This is a genomic window from Lactobacillus sp. ESL0259 (assembly GCF_003693045.1).
GTDB classification, from domain to species: domain Bacteria; phylum Bacillota; class Bacilli; order Lactobacillales; family Lactobacillaceae; genus Lactobacillus; species Lactobacillus melliventris.
On the sequence record NZ_REHP01000007.1, the window covers coordinates 81347 to 101545 of the forward strand.

Consider the following 20199-nt stretch of genomic DNA (forward strand, 5'->3'; position numbering starts at 1 on the left):
AATTACTCCTTACTTAGCATCAAACCAATTGTGACCATAACCAGAATCAGCTACAAGAGGAATATCAAGTCTCACAGCAGACTGCATAACTTCTGGCACAATCTTTTTAATAGTTTCTAATTCATCTTTTGGTACATCAAAAATCAATTCATCATGAACTTGAACCACCATCTTAGTTTTAAGATGCATCTCATCCAATTTTTTCTGCATATTAATCATCGCAATCTTGATAATATCTGCAGCTGAACCTTGAATTGGTGAGTTAATCGCAGTTCTTTCCGCAAATGACCGCACATTATAATTCTTGGCATGAATATCAGGTAAATAGCGTCTTCTGTGCATAATTGTTTCGGCATAGCCTTTTTCACGGGCAACTTGAACTGCCTTATCCATATAATCCTTAATTTGCGGATATTGTTCAAAGTAATTATCAATAAATTCCTTAGCTTGTTTGCGACTGATATTGAGATTTTTAGATAAACCATAATCAGAAATACCATAGACAATACCGAAGTTTACCGCTTTTGCTCTGCGACGCATTAACGGCGTAACGTCAGAAGTTGATTTCAGATGAAAAATTTTCATAGCCGTATGAGCGTGGATGTCATAACCCGTTCTGAAAGCTTCCTGCATTTGTTCGTCACCGGAAACCTGTGCCAAGACTCGTAATTCAATTTGAGAATAGTCACAAGAGAAAATGTAGCCATCTGGTTCACTTGGCACAAAGGCTTTTCTAATTTGCTTTCCTTCTTCCGTTCTGGTGGGAATATTTTGTAAGTTAGGATCAACTGAGGACAAACGACCAGTAGCAGTCAATGTTTGTAAATACCTGGTATGAACCCGACCGTCTTTTTGGATAACATCCAGTAAGCCATTGACGTAAGTTGACTGGATTTTAGCAATTTGCCGGTAAGTCAAAATTTGATCAATAATTGGGTTTTCATCTTTTAATTGATTCAAAACATCAACTGAAGTCGAATAACCGGTTTTAGTCTTTTTAATAGGTTTTAAGCCCATTTTTTCAAACAAAATATGACCTAATTGTTTAGGTGAATTAATATTAAATTCTTCACCGGCTTCATCATAAATTTGCTTTTCCATTTTCTTAAGGTCAACCGCAAATTCATCTTGGAGCTGCGTTAAGGTATCAGCTTGGACTTTGATACCGTTTATTTCCATGACAGACAGAACTCGGGCTACAGGAATTTCAATATTGGCAAAAAGATCGTCTTGCTCATGTTCTTTTAGTTTAGCCAGCAGAGTATCTTTTAAGTTTGCGATTGCTTCAATTTTGCCAGCCAAATGGTTGAACAATACCTGATCGTCCTCTGGAATATGGACGCTTTTACCTTTGCCGTAAACATCATAATCGCTTTTAACCGAATTATCACCATACATGCGACAAATTTCACCCATGTCGTCAGAATTATTTTCGTTATTGATTAAATATGAAGCAAGTAGCATATCATAATCAATAGAGCGAGCGTGAATACCCAATCGGTTCAAACCAACTGTAGTTCGTTTTAAATCAAAGACATTTTTGGCAATTTGCTTATTTTCCAGAATATTCTTAAGTTGCGGCTTTTTTAACAGGTCAACATTGCGACTCACATATATTTGCTTATCTATCTTAATGGCAAAGCCAACAAATTGCGCTAAATGATAATTGGCACCCAACATTCCTAAGTAAAAAGTAATAGTTTGGCCAGCTTTAACTGCAAAATTATTAATGTCATTTTCTTCAAGCTCTGTAAAAGCAACTGCTTTATTATCTTTTACTGGTTGGTCTTTTTGCCCAGCAGCACTTTCAGGGTTTAACTGACTCAAAAACTTACGGAAATTCATTTTTTCATAGAATCTGCGCAATTTTTGATAATCGACTGCACGCCTTTTTACATCAGCAATCCCAATGGTTAACGGGGTATTACGATCAATTGTCGCCAGCTTTTTACCCAGTAGAGCCTTATCTTTATCATTAATCAGGTTTTCCTTCATTTTAGAGGGCTTCATATCATCTATATGATCATATAAATTTTCTACTGAGCCATATTCCTGGATAAGTTGCGAAGCTTTTTTGGGTCCTATTTTAGTAACACCAGGATAATTATCAGAATTATCACCCATTAATGCTTTCATATCAATGAATTCAGTTGGAGTAACACCATTAACTTCTTTCATGTGTTCAGGTGTATAAGCTTCCAAGTTTAAAACCCCTGATTTAGTAACCATAACAGTGGTTTGAGGAGATGCCAGCTGCGTCAAGTCCTTGTCGCCCGTAACAACTGTAACTTTATAGCCCTCTTTTTCTCCAACATTTACAAAAGTACCAATAATGTCATCAGCTTCATAGTTATCAAGCTCATATGTAGACAAGCCCAAATCATGCAAAAGTTCCTGAATGTACGGCAGCTGTTCAGATAATTCTGATGGGGTCTTTTGTCTGCCACCTTTGTAGTCAGCATACATCTTATTTCTAAAAGTAGTTTTACCTGCATCAAAAGCAACCAAAACATGGTCAGGTTCAACGTCATTTAGCACGACATCAAGCATATTTTTAAATGTATAAATGGCATTAGTGTGCAATCCTTCAGGATTTCTAAAATTTTCAAGTTGGCGGTATAGTGCATAGAAAGCACGAAAGGCAACTGAATTACCATCAATTAAAAGTAATTTTTTATCAGCCATTTGATCTCCTTAAATTTAAACCAAGTTTCTTTATTCAACTACCATTTTACCAGTTTTTCCATTCATCTTGCATAATACCGATTTTCCTGAACCTTATGACATGTAAAATCAGTTAGATAAAGCAAAAAGATCAAGTCTTGAAACTCGATCTTAATAACTTATTTTATTTTAGTAATTTTTCAAAAGCATCTTCGTATTTCTGGATATCGCCTGCGCCCATGAAAACAATGACACTGTCTTTGTTCTGCGTTAGGTCAGCAATATTATCAAGATCAATCACTTCAGAGCCAGGAATTTTGGCTACTAAATCACTACTTGAAATATCTCCATTTGCCTCTCTTGCGGAAGCATAAATGGGAGTAATGTATGCTTTATCCACTCCGCGCAAAATTTCTGCAAAATCTTGCGCATACTTCTTCGTTCTGGAAAAAGTATGTGGTTGGAATACGACAACTAGTTTTTTATGAGGAAACTTTTGCCTAGCAGCCTGAATTGTCGCACGCATTTCAGTTGGATGATGGGCGTAATCATCAATGATATTAATATCTTTAAAGTCTTTTTCAGAAAAGCGTCGTTTGGCCCCCTGATAAGTAAGCAAACCCTTTTGAATATCTCTAAGAGGAATATTTTCGGTATAAGCAACTGCTATTACGGCCGTAGCATTCAAAATATTATGATCGCCAAAAAGATGAATTGTAAATTCACCTATCTTCTTTCCCTGTCTCAAAACCGTAAAACTTGAACCTGCAGTAGTGCGGTTGACATCAACCACCTGAAAATCATCATCATTTTCAAAACCATAAGTGTATTTGGGAACGGCGGAATGCAATTGTCTTAGTCTGTCATTACCTCCCCACACAAATAGACCTTTTTGAGTTTGATCAGCTGCAGTTTGAAAGGCTGAAGTATAATCTGCCTGGTCTTTAAAATAATCCGGGTGGTCAAAATCAATGTTGGTCATGATTTGATAATCAGGATGATAAGCCAAGAAATGGCGGCGATATTCATCAGCTTCATAAACAAAAAAGCGTGACCCTTTAACTCCTTTACCCTCACCATCGCCTATCAGATAAGACGTGGGCGCTGCTTCACCTAAAACGTGAGCTAAAAGACCGGTAGTAGATGTTTTGCCATGAGTTCCAGAAACACCAATACCAGTATGCATCTTGATTATTTCTTCTACGGTATCAGGATAACTTTGCCAAGTGATATTTTTATCTTCACAAGCTTTAACTTCAACGTTATCATTTTTAAAAGCATTGCCCTTAATTATGACCTGACCCGAGTCTTTGATATTACTTGCATCAAACTCTGTTACTTTAATTCCTGCTTTTTCAAGTGGTTCTTGTGTGAAAGTATACTTTTTGATATCACTACCGGCAACATGAAAGCCTAAATCGTTTAACACTAAGGCTAAAGAAGCCATTCCCGTTCCTTTAATTCCAATAAACCAAATTTGCTTATTTTTATCTAACATTTCCCAAGCTCCATATTTTTTATCATTGTTTCTTATTTTACCATTTCTAACGAAAAAAGAGCAGAATCATTGAAAAGCCATGAAAAATCATAATCTTACTTTGCATTACTAAAAAAGGACTCTACCAATAACTTGATAAAGTCCTTTAATCTTATAATTTAATCTGCCCGCTTGCCAAAAGTTCATCACATTTTTCAGGATCAAAGGCGTCTCCCACAGCAAAATCGTCTGGAACTACTAAAATTCCTCGTTTTTGTGGTGCGTGGGGCAAACCTAGTTCTCGTGCTGAACAGATCATCCCATAAGAATCCACATGGCGCAATTGACCCGGCCAAATCATTTGACCATTTGGCATCAAGGTGCCAGGTAAGGCAACTACTACTTTTTGCCCTTGAGCAATGTTAGGTGCACCACAGACGATTTGCTGTTCCTCACCATGGCCAACATCAACAGTGGTCACATGCAAGTGATCAGAGTCAGGATGTTTTTCACAGCTTTTCACATAGCCGTAAACCAGCGTTGGTTTACCATAAGCAAGTTGATCATTAAAACCAACTTCTGCCAACTTTTTATTTAATGCTGCTAAATCGTCATTAGTCAACTTGACTTGGCCGTCTGCTAGTTTGTCATAATCAATTACCTGGTCGACATTGAAGAAATTATATCCGGTCACATTACCTTCCTCATCAGTAATACGTGTGACATCACCTTTTTCTTCATACTCACTTTTGCCCTTATCCTGACCTAAAATCACAATTAAGGTATTGGGGTAGCTGCGTTTATTAATACTAGTAATCATGAATCAATTATCCTCTTTCACTTAGTCCAGTGACCGCAAAAAGCTCTCAACTTCTTCTTTAGTTTTACGGTCCTTATTAACTAGTCTACCAATTTCTTTACCATCTTGGTAGACCACAAATGAAGGAATACCCATGATATTCATTTCTTTAGCTACATCTACAGAACCGTCACGGTCAATTTGATAAAATTTACTGTCAGAAAAATCTTTTTCAATCTCCGGCATAAACGGATCCAAAAAGCGGCAATCTGGACACCAACCAGCAGAAAATTCCAAAACCACACGACCATTTTTGGTAATATCATCTAATTTTTTTTGATCTAATTCTTTTATTTGTTCCATTTTGAAAAAACCTCTCAATCCTTATTATTACTTATTTTACCCCAAAATCAGCATGCAAGGCATAAATTGGGTTACCTTGGCTGACAAATTTGTGCTCATACTCGGTTTCAATATTTGAAGTTAAAATATCTTCTTTCTCATTATGCAGATCCACTGTAACAAAATCAAAATGCATCCCATAATTATTCATACTTTGAAGAGAATAAGCAAAAAGACCTGCATTATCTGTTTTAAACTGTATCTGACCATTTTCTTGTAAAACGGTTTGGTATTTTTGTAAAAAAGTCTTATAGGTTAACCTTCTCTTTTCGTGCCTGGTTTTAGGCCACGGGTCACTAAAATTTAGGTAAATGGTATTTGCACTATGTTTTTTAAAAAAGCAATCAATATTAGCAGCATCTGCGCATAAAATTTGTAAATTAGGCAAATTTTGAGCTAGTTTTGACCGTAAAATAATTCCAGCTGCGGTCATCTGCAGTTCAAGAGCAACGAAATTTTTTTCAGGGTGCTTTTCAGCCATTGTAGTAATAAATTTTCCTTTACCCGGACCAACTTCAATTTCTAATGGTTTTGAAATGTCAGCAAACCGCTTTGACCAATCAATCTTTTGGGTTGGATCTGGACGATCTATCACACTTTCTGGATGCTCTTGCACAAGTTTTACAGCCCACGGTTTGTTACGTAGTCTCATTTATTTACAACTTCCTTTTCTTTACTTTTGCTGGTAAGTATAACCTTAATACCGCGTAACTGAAAACAACTAAAATCCCCATTGCTTCAAACAAGTGCAAACTAATAGGCAGTGTAATCAGCCATGAAATGCTAATAATCAACCATTGTACCAACATTATCCCAGTAAGTGCAGAAACTAAGTCTAAGCCCCGTTTAGTGCGCGCGATAGGATAAACACGATACATGACATTGGTGTCAAATTCATCAACCATCGGTACTAATTGGTAAATAGTTAAGAATACTACTAAGCAGGACAAGCTTAATGCCCAAAGCCAATTCTGCACTAACCACGAAATTAGAATTGCAAAAGCAGTCATTCTAACTACTAGATTAATGTTTTCCGGATTGCGCAGAACTGAGCGCCTATACAAAAACTTATTAGGATTTTCCCTTGCCAAATTTTGAGGTAATAAAAAGTCCAAATATTTCCGTCTTTTAATATTAGTTTGCCTTTCCTTAACATCGGTGAACATACTAAAAGCGTTATAAACAACGTTTTTACGTTTTTCTTCTTGCTCGATGGCAAATTGCCAGTCAAAAAGTGCTGCATGTTGCGGTTTTAAAATAAAAATGATTACAATAATTAACAGCAAACCAGCAATAAATATCATACTTTTTGGTTTAAACATTCCCAAAATGAATAAAAGCAGTAAGAAAATATTCAAAATTGAGATAGAAATTTTACGGTTAAAAAATAAATTATATTCCATAATTTTCAGCTGCATCACTTTGGCCAGAAAAACAGCAAAAACCGCGAAAACATAATCTAACGGTTCAATCTTTGCCTTGATCGTGGCAAAAGGAAATATAATTCCCGCCATTAAAACTAAGCAAATTGTAGGTACAATCAAGCTGTAATTTAGCATTGGCTGCAAATATGATGCTAAATTTTCATCTTCAGGCAGTAAAAATTGTAAATCAGCTGGTTTTAGCAATGTTACCAGTTTGCCTATTAAAAGTGGCAACCACAGCAAAATACCAACTAGGGGACGGTAATACCACAGATTTTCAGGCATAGTCTTCATTGCCTGTGCATACCAGAACATGAGTGCTCCAAAAAGAAAAATCAGAGCTAGGATAAAGAAATCATTAAAAACCAATACTAAATATTTCAAAGACTGGCGCAAGTTTTCCTGCAGCCTTCTTTTAGCCAAATCACGCATTTTGTTGCTCCTGACTTAAAATTTGGTAAATTTGGTCAAATGAATCTGTCTCCTTTAGGCCATAATGCATACGAATTTCAGCCAAAGTACCAGCAGTTTGAATTTTGCCATTATTTAAGACCGCATAACGAGAAACTGCTTGCACACTGTCAGCTAAAATGTGTGTTGACATTAACACCATTTTGCCCTGACCAGCAGCTTCTTTAATCAATTGCACCAAATTGGCCACTGCCAACGGATCAAGTCCAGTGAACGGCTCGTCAATTACCAGCAAGTCAGTATTTGCTAAAAACGCTGAAACAATCATTACTTTTTGCTTCATACCCTTTGAAAAATGAATCGGCAGCCAATCTAACTTGTCATCCAGCCTAAACATCTGTAACAGCTCGTGAGCCTTTGCCCAAGCCTGTTTTTCCTTTAGCTGGTAACTAAGAATAGTCAGGTCAAGATGCTCTTTTAAAGTCAATTCTGAATATAAAACTGGCGTCTCGGGAATATACGCGACTTGTCTTTTAAATTTAGTAGGTTCAGCCGTTAAATCAATGCCATTTAGAGTGATTTTCCCTTTTTGCGGTCTGAGTAATCCTAAAATATGTTTAATAGTAGTAGATTTACCAGCACCATTTAGGCCAATCACTCCTAAAACTTCCCCGGGTTTTATTTCCAAGTTAATATCTTTTATGACTGGTATACCTGTGTAGCCTCCAGTCAAATGCTCAATTTTTAAAGTCATAATTCCTATCTTTCTTTTAATGAATTTACTCATTTAATATGATAGCATGATATTAAAAGAAACTAAATTTTGAAATGTAGAGGTTTTAAAATGGAAGATTTAGATAAAGATTGTTTATTTTGTAAAATTATTAAAGGGGAAGCCAGCAGCTACACTGTTTTTGAAAATGACGATGTTAAAGCATTTTTAGATTTATCCCAGGTTAATCCTGGTCATACTTTGATGGTGCCTAAAAAACACATCACAAACTTTTTTGATTATACCCAGGCAGATGCTCAACGCTATTTACAATATATTCCTACAATTGCTAATGCAATTAAAAAATTTGATCCGAGAATCACCGGTATGAATATTAGCAGCAATAATGGTGCCAGTGCAAGTCAAGTAGTTATGCATTCACATATTCATTTTATTCCGCGATTTGAAGGTGATGGCTTAAAGATTGCCACCCGTAACAATGCGGAAAAATACACTGACAAAGATTATGAAAAGGTTGCTGCTGCCATTAGAGCACAATTTTAAGGTGACAAGATGAAACGTTTTAGTTTAGGATTGGCTGTAGGTGCTGGCTTTGGCGTGATCCTTTCACTGTTCAAAGATCAAAATGGCAACCGCCTGTTTCCACCTGTGCAAAAGCAAGTAAAGTCATTAAAAGAAGATATTAGTGACATTTCTGCTGCAAGTAGTAAATTTAAAACTGCTCAGCAAGAATTAAAAAAATCTTTACCACGAGCAAAGAAAGCTGTTTCTGAGTTACAAAACGAAATAGAATATTATCAGATCAGCATTAATCGTATCGTCGGCAAGCTGAAAGCCAAAACTGCGACAATTAATTCCAATAACGCAACTGAAACTAATAGTTCTAAAAAATAGTAAAGAAACTCTCTTTTTTGTTTTAAAAAAATAAAAATGAAAACCAGTTTTGCCAGTTTATGTTATATTAGTTGTCGGTGACTTAATTTATTAAGGATGTGGAGAATTTATTTTATGAAAAAATATATTAAAAAAGCTGCAGCTGTGATTGCCGTAGCCGGAATGGCATTATCAACAGCTGCTTGTTCTAATGGTGGCAAAACCGTTGCTTCTTATAAAGGCGGAAAGATTACCCAGCAAGAGTATTATGACGATATGAAAAAATCTCAGGCTGGTAAAAACGCTTTGGCAAATATGATTATTAATCGTGTTTTAGAGCAACAATATGGCAATAAGGTTTCAAAAAAGCAAGTTGATAAACAATATAGCAACTATAAGAAACAATATGGTAGTCAGTTTGATGCTGTTTTACAACAAAATGGTATGACTGCTGCAAGTTTCAAGCAAAACCTAAAAACAAACTTGCTGACCGAAGCCGCCCTGAAAGATATTAAAAAGATCTCAAAGAGCCAAGAAGAAAAAGCTTGGAAAGCATATCAACCTAAAGTTACAGTGCAACACATATTAGTTTCTAAGAAATCTAAAGCCGAAGAAATTACTAAAGAATTAAAGAATGGTAAAAGCTTCAAGAGACTAGTTAAAAAGTATTCTTTAGATACTGGAACCAAAAGTAATGAAGGCAAACTGCCAGCATTTGATTCCACCGATACTAGTTTAGATCCAGCTTTTAAAAATGCAGCATTTAAGTTAAAAACTGGTGAAACCACAAAGAGCCCAGTTAAATCTCAATCAGGCTACCACGTAATTAGAATGATTAAACACCCTGCCAAAGGTTCTTTTGCTTCACATAAAAAAGAAATTGATGATCAAATTTATCAATCAATGTCTCAAGATCAACAAACTATGCATGATGTCCTTGCCAAGGTAATTAAAAAGGCGGGAGTCAACATAAAGGATAATGATCTTAAAGATGTTTTAGCTGCATATGTTTCTACTTCTACTAATAAGAAGTAATTAAGACTATAGCAGTTAAGATCAGCTCAATAATGAGAATATAATAATCCCGTTAACAGTCATTTTTATAAATGGCGGCTAACGGGATTTTTTTTGCATTAATTTTTTTCTTTTAATGATAATTTTTTATTATAGGCTTCAGCTGACATTGAAATAATTTTTATCTAATATTTGTTTTTATAGTAACTTTCTAAAATATTCTGATTGATCAAATAACCTGACACAATTTACGAACTAATTAACTGTTAAACTACATAGATTATCTAAATCACCTTTTGCTCAAGCAATTTTTCATAAGAACCTTCTACAGTAATAGTGTTATCTTCCAAGAAAAGCACGGCATCATATTTTTTAGATTATAAAAAAGCAGTTTGATCAAAACGATTTTTGCACTTATCAAAATATTGCGTGAATGAGAAATTTTGCTTAAATTAAGGCAAATAAAAAAGCAGCTAAAAGTAATGTCATACTTTTAGCTGCTTTCTAGCTCTCCGTTTGCAAGTATAAAGCTAGCAATTTACATTTTTGGCTAATCTTCAATAAAATTATTTGCTTCTCAGATGCTCTGAGCAACTATTCTAATTTATGTGATTTAGCTAAGGATTCATCATCTTTAGGTCGATAAAATTTCCGGCCACCCTGACTCATAATATTTTCGGTAAAATTGCCCGGTCGTGTATGTTGTAAAGCATTAGTAATAGCGTAAATTGACGCATCTAAATCATCAATGCGATGTAACAATTCTGCTTCAAGGAGTGCCGGCAATTTAGGTGAGCCATACTCAAATTTGCCATGATGAGACAAAACCATATGACGCAATAAGAGCAAGTCTTCAGATTCAAGATCAATATTTAGTTGTTGCGCCGCTAACATTATTTGCTCGTCAATTAAAACCAAGTGGCCAATCAAGTTACCCTCATTAGTATATTGAGTGGCAGCCGGACCAGTTAATTCCAATACTTTACCCATATCATGCAGAATACAACCAGCATACAATAACGAACGATTAATTTGTGCATAATTATTTGCCAGGCCTTTAGCATCCCGCAGCATTGACAATGTATGGTATGCCAGACCTCCTCGCACGGCATGGTGGTTACTTTTTCCAGCCGGAAACTCAAAGAACCGTTTATCCCATTTTTTTAATAAAAATCGTACTATGCGGTTCCAGGTTGGATTCAAAATTTCAAATACGTACTGATTGATTTCTTCTTTCATATCAGCAACTTTTTCTGGGGCTGATTTAATAAACTGCCTGAGATCATAACCTTCTTCAGGGCCAACAACCCGTAGACTATAAATTTTTATTTGTGGCTGCCCCTGATATTCTTCCCGTTTGCCGTTAAGTTCAACAATTGTTCCTGAATTAAATGTAGAGGCGTCTTGGTCATTGGCATCCCAAAAATTACCGCGAATTTCACCAGATGAATCACCAAATGACATTGCCAAATAGAGCTTACCCTTTTTGGTATGTCTTAGTTGCGAGTTCTTAATTAACACGACCAGTTCTAACTCTTCGCCATCATTATAATCCAGCAAACGTTTATACATGTTCGGTTCCTTTCTTAAAAGTTAGCGGCTGTAATTGCAGTTTATCAACAAGGCTTTTTTGAGCAGTAAAGATCAATACCTGATTGCTTTGCGCAATTGTCTGCAGCAACTTTTCAATTTCATTGATCCTTTGATCATCAAAGTTAACAAAAGAGTCATCAATCAAAATTGGTAAATTAATTTGATCCTTTATTTGTTCAACAAAAGCCAATTTCAAAGCAAAATAAAGTTGCTCAGAGGTACCCCGAGAAAGATATTCCACCGCTAATTTTTTACCATCAAAACGAGTAACGGTTATTTTTTTACCTATTTCAATATTATTATACCGATTATTTGTTAATAGTCGCAAATATTCTTTAGCAGTAACCAGCATTTTCGGAAAACGTTCATTAGATGCAAGATCAAGTGCGCGGCTAATCCACTTGGCAGTAAATAAATTAGCCAAATACTCCGCGCTTAAATTTCTAAGTCTGGTTCTTAAGTTTGCTAATTTTTGTTTTTCCTCGAATACTGCCGTTGAACTGGCCAGATTTTCCATCTTGACTTTAGTTTCAGCCGTTTTACTTTGTAAAAGGTTAATATTTTCATTTAGTAAGGAAATTTGAGCAGCTAAATCCTGTAATTTCTTGTGTCCACTACTTTTATCCTGTACATATTCTTGCAGCTGGGTGAGATCGCTTTGCAAACTGGATTTGAGAGCATTAATCTGGTTTTTAATATTATCCTGTCTCAGCTTTTGTTTTTGGATTTCTCGATATTCATCTAAGCTGCTAACTTGAGCTCTTGCCAAAATCATTTTCAATTTAACATTAACTTCTTGGAGCTCTTCATTATTTTCAGTTAAATTGTTTTTTAAACTATTTTGCTCTTCTCTGCGCTTACGATCCGTGTCTATTTTTTTAGCAAGTTGATCTAATGCAGTCAATACATCAGAAAAATTAGTACCTATTGCTTGTTTCAGTTCTTGACCTAACTCGACAGCAAACGGTGTAAGTAAATCAAATAACTCCGTTTTACGTAACTGGTTTCTCTTCAAGTTTTGGGACAGAACCTGATACTGTCTCCATTCATTAATTAAATTATTGAGATCTAAATTGTTGGGATTAATGCCATACTGTTTTTCAAATAAAAGCCGTTGCTCTTTAACTTTTCTGCTTTTTTCAGACTGTGCTTCATTTGATTTTTGCACTTGCTTTTGCTGGTAGTAACCAAGCACTGCAAGAGCTATACCAAGACCAGTAGCAAGCAAACCGAAGGCACGAGCAATGAATAATAAAACTAGTCCTAAAATAAAAATGGTTCCACCTAGTAAAAGAAATTGCTTAGGCTTATTACTTTTATCCTGGTTGATAACTGTTTCTTTTAGCGGTAATTTGTGAAAATCTTCCTGCAACTTAATTACTTGCTCTTGAGTCAATGCAGCAATTTTGTTCAGGTTGGGATCAAGAGTAATGAGCTGCTGTTGTTCGCTTTGAATTTGCGTCTCTTTTTGTAAGCAGCTATGATATTCCGCTTGCCACTGTAAAATTTCCGGCTTCTTTTGCAGCAGCTTTGTTTCACTAATATCCTCATCTTTAACTTGGGGATATTCAGTTAGCTTTTCCGTGATTTTTTGCTGTTTTTTACGCAAAGTTTCTGCTTGAATTGCTAAATTTTGTGCAGATTGATATTGCTCCGAGTCAAAATGAATTGCTTTGGTCTGACATTGTAAATCCTGCAATTTTTCGTAACTGGGTACAAGCTTTTCAACTTTTTCCAAGTTGTCATATTTTCTTTGCAGATCTAGTCTTTTTGCTTCTTCATGGTGTTGCAGCTCTTCTTGTTTTTTTAAGTCACTATTCAGCTCTTTATACACAGAAAATTCATTTTCAGAATCACTGACTTTACTTTGCTGCTCTTGAATCTGCAGTAAAAGTTGGTTAACCGGAAGTTTTCTGCCCCTCTTTTTAAATAAACTATCAGCATTTTTGGCAAAATTATCGCGCACAGTTATCAATTTATCACTGTCGGCTGCGCCCAAGTAATATATACGTTCTAATAAGTCATTTTGCTTGATCTGGTCAACTTTTGTCAACATATCCTGGTTAAAGATAAAACTGTCGGCATAAAAGTCACCGTCAATATTCTTTATTTGGTCAAAAAAAACATTTTCGGGCACTACTTGATTATCACATTTAACTGTTAGTGTGCCCAATTTAGAACCTTTGCCGTGGGCGTAAAGGCGTTCCAGTTCATAGAGCTGTCCTTTTTCATTTTCAAAAAGCAAATACCCTCCCATTGGGCTAACTTGGGCCAAAGGAGTGTAGTTTTCAAAAAAGGGCGAATTGTGTGAAGCAAGATGAAAGCCAAACAAAATTTGCTTAATAAAAGCAACGATTGTGCTTTTCCCTGCTTCATTTGTACCATAAAAGACGTTAACGTCGGGTTTAAGTAAATCAAAAGTGAAATTTGAGAATTGACCAAAATTAATTATCTTAAGTTTAATTAATTTCATCATTGACTCCTTTCAATTTACTGTTCAGCTTGACTTCTGCCAGTTGTTTAACTTCCTGAATAAAACTTGGGTCCTGGGCCAAATTATTGGTAAACTCAGTTTTTAAGGACCAGTCTTTACTAATTTGGGCAAATTGATCCGGGGTAAAAATCTCTTCTTCAGCCTGTGTAAAATATTTTTGATCATTAACAGCAACAGCTAATTTGCTCCCATTAATGAAACGCACATCTACTAGTTGAGAACCATGAGCAAGTTTTTCTGAAATCATTTGCCAAAAATCACTGTCTTGAATTAATTCGGCTTCTTTTTCATTTAAAAAATCTGCACCGATTATTTGCAGGCAAAAATAGCTAGTGGTAGTCGCTGACAAACAATTAATTATCATCTTTTCCAGTTCGGTTTTTGCTATTGGCTTAGTTAATTCAAGCTGCCTTTTATCCCAAGTAATAAGATTAGTCTGAACAAAATGAATTTTGGTTTTCTTTGTTTGTTCATCAATAGTGCCTAAATAACAGCCTTTGGGACCAGTTTCGTTAATGTGACGGCCCTGAATATTACCAGGATAAACTATTAGTGGCGTTTCTGACAATATTTGCTTTAAATGGATATGACCCAGAGCAAAATAGTCATAATTAAGATTTTGTAATTCACTTAAGGTAAATGGAGCATATACATTTTGCGAACTTAAACCTGCCCTTTCCTGAGCATGCATAATACCAAAAGTGTAACGATTATTTTTAGGAGGAAACTGAGCAATAAGATTATCGGTAATATGATTGGCCAAATATGAAAAACCAGTCACATCATAGTCAAAACCACTTTTAGTGGTATAGGAGGCAGTTTCAATTTTTTCGTCCTCACCTAATAATTTAAAATACGGGCTTTCAGGCACCAGTAGGTCTTCTTTTGCCATATGATCATGATTACCTAAAACCATAACTACTTGTATTTCAGATTTGATTAGACGCTCAATTTCGCGCGCAAAAAAAATCTGCGCGCTGGGATTAGGCTTGAAACTATCAAAAGTGTCGCCTGCAATTAATACTAAATCAACATTTTCCTTAATGGCCAAGTCGACAATGTTAGTTAAAGATTGCATTGGAGCTTTTTGAATTTGATTAAAGCTCTTAGATGGTAAAAAAGATAGTCCCAAAAATGGACTATCTAAATGTGCGTCAGCAAAATGGATAAACTTCATGGTTATTTTTTAATTTCTAAGACCATCATAAAGGTCATTAACGGGTTTGGTAATTGTTCTTTGAACATCTTCAATTGTTTTAGAGACAGCCTGCTCAGCTTGCAAAAGTTGCAATATTTGATCATTCTTTTGCACTTTTTCATTCAACTTTTTATAATCTTCCTCTAAATCCTTAGGAAAGTCTCTTCCTTCAGTTTGAGAATTGATGATTTTAGTTTGCATCTCATCCATTTGCTTGAACAAAGCTGCACTTTCCTCATTATTTTTCACTGCATTAACGGCATTTTCTAAAGCCTTGAATTCATCAAGCTTTTGGAAATCTGCCGCCACCTGATTTGCTGAATCGTAAATATTTATCATATTTTTTCCTCCTAATTAGTGACCTAAAAGTCCTTTTATGTCATTATACCATTCATTAATCTTTTCACTGGCAGATCCGAGCCCTTTTTCAATTTTTTTACCAAAACCTTGCGTCCAATCAGTACCAGCACCGTTATTTTGAATAATTTGCCTTGGCGCTTGTTCTCTAAATTGATTCTGTGCAGTGTATGGTAAAATTCCTTCCATCTCAGCTTTATAAAGCCTTGTGATGCCGGTTTCGGATACACCGTGCATGAAATGCTGCTGATTAGTGCGATCAAAGCCGACCCAAGTTGCTACAACAACATCTGGAGTATAGCCAACGATCCATTGGTCCTTAGTGCCAAAACCGTATGAATTAGGAACTTCGGTAGAACCGGTTTTGCCAGCAACTCGATAGCCGGCAGGTTGAGCTGAAGTTCCTGTACCGCCTGCAAATACGCCTAACAGCATTGTAGTCATCTCTTTAGCAGTATTTTCAGAGATAATTCGATGAGTACCTGTATCGTGATTTTCCGCAATCACATTGCCACTTGCATCAGTAATTTTGGTAATAAAGTAAGAATTATTCGGTAAGTTACCTTTATTAGCAAAAGCAGAATAGGCACGAGCCATTTGAATAGGTGAAACACCAGTCGATAATCCGCCTAAAGCCAAAGCTAAATTTTGATCCTCTTTTGCTACCTTCAAGCCGAAATTATTAGCAGACTGGACGCCTTTAGCTACTCCAATGCGGTCTAATAGCCAAACAGCAGGCACGTTTTTACTTTGCGCCAAAGCCACATACATAGGAATTTTATCCGAATAACCATTATCAACATTGTGTGGCTGATAGCCATTCTTCCCGAAGCGCTGCAATTTGTTAGAAAGCTGGGAATCATAATGATATCCTTGCTGCAAGGCTGGCGCATAAGAAACAATAGGTTTAATAGAAGAACCAGGTTGCCTCTTCATTTGTGTCGCGCGATTATAACCGCGAAAGACATGCTTGCCCCGTCCTCCTACCACAGCGCGGACTGCACCAGTAGTAGGATCCATCACTACCGTAGCACCCTGAGTTTTAGTGCCATCAGCGGCATTTTGAGGGAATAAGTAATCCTGGTTAAACCTTTCTTGCAGCTGACTCTGATAATTTTGATTAAGAGTAGTGTATATTTTCAGGCCCTTATTCATGACATCTTCTTCTTTTAAGCCATAGCGATTAATTGCTTCATCCACGACAGCATCAAAGAAGTAGGGATAACGATAACCATCTTTGTTATGATATGTATCACGTAAAGTTAAACCAATTTTTTGTTCACTTTCAGCCTGTGATTTTGATAATTTTTTATTATCAACCATCAAATTCAAAATTAAATTGCGTCGCGATAAAGCATAAGACATGTGATCAATGGGATTATACTTGCTAGGATTACGCAAAATACCTGCTAACGTGGCACCTTCACCAACTGTCAGTTGACTGGCATTCTTGCCAAAATATTTTTGGCTGGCATCTTCTACGCCCCAGACGCCATTACCAAAATAGGAATTGTTAAGATACATCGTTAGTATATCTTTTTTGGAATAAACATGATTAAGTTCGATAGCAAAGAAAAGTTCCTCAACTTTACGCGAAAATGTTTGTTTTTGAGTTAATAAGGCATTTTTAGCTAATTGCTGGGTGATAGTTGAACCACCGCCGGCAATTTGCCCGTGATTAAGCACTATACCTAGAGCGGCACGCCCCATTCCCTTAATACTAAAGCCGGGATTTTTCCAAAAAGTCCTGTCCTCGGTCGAAATTACAGCATTTTTCACGTTAGGTGAAATTTTGTCGTATTCAACATAAGTTCCCTTTTGTGAGTATAATGAGCCTGCTCGTTGGTTTTTTTGGTCATAAATTCCCGTCGTAACAGGTAATGACGCTTTTAAATTTGATATATTGGATGTTTTAACTTTAACGGTATAATAAGTACAAACCAAGAGAATGACGGTAAGCAAAATCAAAATGATCCAGCGACCGATAAAAAAACGATGATCAAAACGGTACCATAAGCCACGTTTCTCGTTTTTCTTTGGTTCATTGTTTTCCATTTTATCTGCTCCTTTAGAAACAATTAAAATTGTATCATATTAGAGGATATTACTTTTATTTTCAAAAAGATTTAACAAATATTTATGAGCTATTATTTTACATTTAATTTTCCCCAAAATCTCAAACCATGCTCAGTAAACGACTTATTGCGTCTTTTGCTGATCCCACGCAAATGGCGTCATTACTTACGAACTGAACACCAGATTTTGATTAACGGCACTTATCATTATTTTAATCAAATGGTCTTTCCAGACGATAAAATTGAGCTGTGGCTAAAACACATTGAGAGTAGTCAAAATACTTATTCAGCAAGCGGACAAATGCCAGAAGTGATTTACGAAGATCAAAATCTGTTAATTATTAATAAACCAGCAGGACAAAAAACACATCCTAACTTAAATGAAACCAACACTGCCTTGAATGATTGTGCTACTTATTTAGGGTACTCTCCTTTTATTGTACATCGTTTGGATATGCTAACCAGTGGTTTACTTTTGGTTGCTAAGAACCCGGCAGTTGTTCCTATTTTAAATCGTGAATTAAGCAGTAAAATTTTTCACCGTGAATACTTAGCAGTAGTCAATATGACTAAGCCAATAGCAGATACTGGCATAATTAACCTGCCCCTTGGACGAGACCCACTTGATAAGCGCAAGCGCAAGATTGTTGCTGACGGACTTAAAGCAATCACACATTACCAAATTCTAAAGTGCTTTAGCAATAATACTGCTTTAATTAAGCTCGACTTAGAAACAGGAAGAACACACCAAATCCGTGTTCATTTAGCGGCAACAGGTTGTCCGATTGTGGGTGATCCTTTGTATAATCCCACTTTTATAAGCAAAGAATATTTACATTTAACCGCTTATCAAATTTCTGTGGTACTGCCATTTTCATTTGAAGAATTAAAGGTCAATCTGCCTAAAGCTAAAATACCTTTGCTCAAGTAAAAAATCCCTCAAGGGCTTTTACTTAGGTATTAAGTAGTAAAAAATCCTGTTGCTTTTTCCCATAATAAAACAATGGTCATCTAACCAATATCACATTTAGCACAATTATTATCTTAATTACGCGACTTCATTAGTGTAAATTACCAGATGCTCTTGTATAATTCTATTATTGAAAATTTATATAAAGAAATTGAGAGTGAACATGAATAATCAAAAAATTGCTGATTTAGCAAAAAATGTTATTGACACGTTTAATTTACCTAGTTTAGGTGTAGGCGTTTATCATAAAGGTGAAAGTTACAGTCACGTCTTTGGCGATGCAGAGCAAAATAGTTTGTATCCTTTAGCATCAATTTCAAAAACCTTTTTTGCCACTGCAGTTTGCCAATTAGCTGATTCAGGTAAAATTACTTTGGATGACCCGTTAAAAAAATATTGGCCTGATTTCAAACTAAGAGATAAATATGCCGCAGACCATTTAACTTGGAGGGATGCTCTAAGTCACCAAAGTGGGTTGCCTGCTCATGACTTAATGCGTTTTACTAATATGAACAAGCATGACCTTACTTTAAAAGAAAAGGCAGAACATGTTGGTTTTTTAGAGCCCAATCATGAACTGCGTTACAAAATGCAGTATAGTAACCTGGTTTTTGCTGTTGCTACATATGCTTTTGAACAAGCTATTAATCAAGATTACGGTATTTATGAGCACGAGCATTTACTGAAGCCTTTGCATTTGAATAATACCTATGTTAATCATCACGAGGCACCACGTGAAAGAATAGTCAAGCCGTATATTAGAGATAATGACATTACCGAAGAAGTGCCATTTATTGCGCCTGGAAAAGTTGGTGGTGCCAGCAGCATGCTTTCAACTATCTCTGATTTGCTAACTTGGGCCAAATACCAATTAAAATTGCAAAAAGAAAGCAAAAATAACGCAATGGCTGAGCACTTTCTGCCTCAATCTATTATGTCTTCTAGCCGTGCGTATGGCGGCGCAAATTTTGGCGCTTATGGTCTGGGCATGATGATGGAAGATTACCGAGGACATAAATATTTCTACCATAGTGGTTCATATATTGGCTATTGTTCTTTCATGGGCTTTGTTCCTGACCTTGACTTAGCTTTTGTCTCAACAACAAATTTGGATTCAACTGATGCCATTTTTGCTTTAGCTTATCAAACTATTGATAATGTTCTGGATATTCACGAAACAGACTGGACCAGTAAAATTAAAAAGATAGTTGATAAAAAAGTAGCAATTCGTGAGGAAAAAATCAGAGAAGAAATAGGGAAAATTTCCCAAAATGTTAATGCAGAAGATAATCTTTTAGGTGATTATGAAAACCCAGGCTATGGTTTAATTACACTAAAAGAAAAAAATGGTGATTTATTGGTTACCATCGGTAAATGGGACTACCCGGTATTTGTAAATGAGGAAGGCAAAATGTTTGTAGAAGAAAGGCTGTACCAGCACGAACTTTTGCCAATTGAGCTTCAGGAAAAACAAGTTTTATTATGGACTGACCGCGCACTTAACAAACCAACAGTATTTAAAAAGATAAACTAAAAAGCCTAACTTTTTCCAAATTAAAGCTAGGCTCATAATATTTTCTAGACAACCTGAAGCTAACCCCTAAAACTGGACGTTAGTTTTATATCATTTTACTTAAGGCTTGATTCCGATATTGAATCGGAGTTAAGCCTTTTAGTTTGTGCCGAATTCTATCTTCATTGTAATAACTTATCCA

18 protein-coding genes are annotated in these 20199 nt (G+C 35.9%); 5 read left to right on the forward strand and 13 right to left on the reverse strand.

Annotation, left to right across the window (positions count from 1 at the left end):
* Positions 1-9 precede the first annotated feature (9 nt).
* The 7 genes from polA to F5ESL0259_RS05650 form a co-directional block, all read right to left on the reverse strand.
* Positions 10-2685: a DNA polymerase I gene (polA, locus tag F5ESL0259_RS05620; protein ID WP_122037770.1), complete on the reverse strand. Its 2676-nt coding sequence runs from the start codon at positions 2683-2685 to the stop codon at positions 10-12.
* A 163-nt stretch (positions 2686-2848) separates the two neighbouring features.
* Positions 2849-4162 carry a UDP-N-acetylmuramate--L-alanine ligase gene (gene murC, locus F5ESL0259_RS05625; protein WP_122037771.1) on the reverse strand — a complete coding sequence of 438 codons (1314 nt, stop codon included), beginning with the start codon at positions 4160-4162 and terminating at the stop codon, positions 2849-2851.
* 151 nt (positions 4163-4313) lie between these two features.
* Positions 4314-4961 carry a YtpR family tRNA-binding protein gene (gene ytpR / locus F5ESL0259_RS05630; RefSeq protein WP_122037772.1) on the reverse strand — a complete coding sequence of 216 codons (648 nt, stop codon included), beginning with the start codon at positions 4959-4961 and terminating at the stop codon, positions 4314-4316.
* Between the two features lie 21 nt (positions 4962-4982).
* Positions 4983-5303, reverse strand: a complete 321-nt coding sequence (locus F5ESL0259_RS05635; protein ID WP_046325132.1) for a thioredoxin family protein — start codon at positions 5301-5303, stop codon at positions 4983-4985.
* 31 nt (positions 5304-5334) lie between these two features.
* Positions 5335-5994 (reverse strand): tRNA (guanosine(46)-N7)-methyltransferase TrmB, encoded by a 660-nt coding sequence (trmB, locus tag F5ESL0259_RS05640; RefSeq protein ID WP_122037773.1) that lies wholly within the window; start codon positions 5992-5994, stop codon positions 5335-5337.
* A 4-nt stretch (positions 5995-5998) separates the two neighbouring features.
* On the reverse strand, positions 5999-7198 hold the full coding sequence (locus F5ESL0259_RS05645) for an ABC transporter permease (protein WP_122037774.1): 1200 nt from the start codon (positions 7196-7198) through the stop codon (positions 5999-6001).
* Entirely contained in the window at positions 7191-7931 is a 741-nt protein-coding gene (locus F5ESL0259_RS05650) for an ABC transporter ATP-binding protein (protein WP_122037775.1), read from the reverse strand. Before F5ESL0259_RS05650 ends, F5ESL0259_RS05645 begins: the two co-directional genes overlap by 8 nt.
* A 90-nt stretch (positions 7932-8021) precedes the next feature.
* Here F5ESL0259_RS05650 and F5ESL0259_RS05655 point away from each other — a divergent pair, with 90 nt between their 5' ends.
* The 3 genes from F5ESL0259_RS05655 (at position 8022) to F5ESL0259_RS05665 (ending at position 9818) form a co-directional block, all read left to right on the forward strand.
* Positions 8022-8453 carry an HIT family protein gene (locus tag F5ESL0259_RS05655; protein ID WP_122037776.1) on the forward strand — a complete coding sequence of 144 codons (432 nt, stop codon included), beginning with the start codon at positions 8022-8024 and terminating at the stop codon, positions 8451-8453.
* A gap of 9 nt (positions 8454-8462) precedes the next feature.
* The gene (locus F5ESL0259_RS05660; RefSeq protein ID WP_122037777.1) at positions 8463-8804 is read left to right on the forward strand and encodes a hypothetical protein; all 342 of its coding nucleotides are present in this window, start codon (positions 8463-8465) and stop codon (positions 8802-8804) included.
* Between the two features lie 114 nt (positions 8805-8918).
* On the forward strand, positions 8919-9818 hold the full coding sequence (locus F5ESL0259_RS05665; protein WP_122037778.1) for a peptidylprolyl isomerase PrsA: 900 nt from the start codon (positions 8919-8921) through the stop codon (positions 9816-9818).
* Between the two features lie 573 nt (positions 9819-10391).
* On the opposite strand, the gene F5ESL0259_RS05670 is transcribed toward F5ESL0259_RS05665, so the two are convergent.
* The 5 genes from F5ESL0259_RS05670 to F5ESL0259_RS05690 are packed head-to-tail and all read right to left on the reverse strand — an operon-like array spanning position 10392 to position 17494.
* A complete protein-coding gene (locus tag F5ESL0259_RS05670) occupies positions 10392-11369 on the reverse strand; it encodes a 3'-5' exoribonuclease YhaM family protein (protein ID WP_122026246.1) in 978 nt (325 codons plus the stop codon).
* A complete protein-coding gene (locus F5ESL0259_RS05675; protein WP_233558043.1) occupies positions 11362-13866 on the reverse strand; it encodes an AAA family ATPase in 2505 nt (834 codons plus the stop codon). The genes F5ESL0259_RS05670 and F5ESL0259_RS05675 overlap by 8 nt, the downstream gene beginning before the upstream one ends.
* The gene (locus F5ESL0259_RS05680; RefSeq protein ID WP_122037780.1) at positions 13850-15061 is read right to left on the reverse strand and encodes a DNA repair exonuclease; all 1212 of its coding nucleotides are present in this window, start codon (positions 15059-15061) and stop codon (positions 13850-13852) included. Before F5ESL0259_RS05680 ends, F5ESL0259_RS05675 begins: the two co-directional genes overlap by 17 nt.
* A 9-nt stretch (positions 15062-15070) precedes the next feature.
* Positions 15071-15421 carry a YlbF family regulator gene (locus F5ESL0259_RS05685; protein ID WP_122037781.1) on the reverse strand — a complete coding sequence of 117 codons (351 nt, stop codon included), beginning with the start codon at positions 15419-15421 and terminating at the stop codon, positions 15071-15073.
* Between the two features lie 15 nt (positions 15422-15436).
* Entirely contained in the window at positions 15437-17494 is a 2058-nt protein-coding gene (locus tag F5ESL0259_RS05690; protein WP_122037782.1) for a PBP1A family penicillin-binding protein, read from the reverse strand.
* Positions 17495-17578: 84 nt separating this feature from the next.
* On the opposite strand from F5ESL0259_RS05690, the gene F5ESL0259_RS05695 reads away from it, so the two are divergent.
* Positions 17579-18445 (forward strand): RluA family pseudouridine synthase, encoded by an 867-nt coding sequence (locus tag F5ESL0259_RS05695; RefSeq protein WP_122037783.1) that lies wholly within the window; start codon positions 17579-17581, stop codon positions 18443-18445.
* A gap of 202 nt (positions 18446-18647) precedes the next feature.
* Positions 18648-20018, forward strand: coding sequence for a serine hydrolase (locus tag F5ESL0259_RS05700; RefSeq protein WP_122037784.1), 1371 nt, complete (start codon positions 18648-18650; stop codon positions 20016-20018).
* Positions 20019-20103: 85 nt separating this feature from the next.
* Here F5ESL0259_RS05700 and F5ESL0259_RS09080 read toward each other — a convergent pair whose 3' ends face one another.
* Positions 20104-20196 carry an IS3 family transposase gene (locus tag F5ESL0259_RS09080; RefSeq protein WP_370448790.1) on the reverse strand — a complete coding sequence of 31 codons (93 nt, stop codon included), beginning with the start codon at positions 20194-20196 and terminating at the stop codon, positions 20104-20106.
* Positions 20197-20199: the final 3 nt, after the last annotated feature.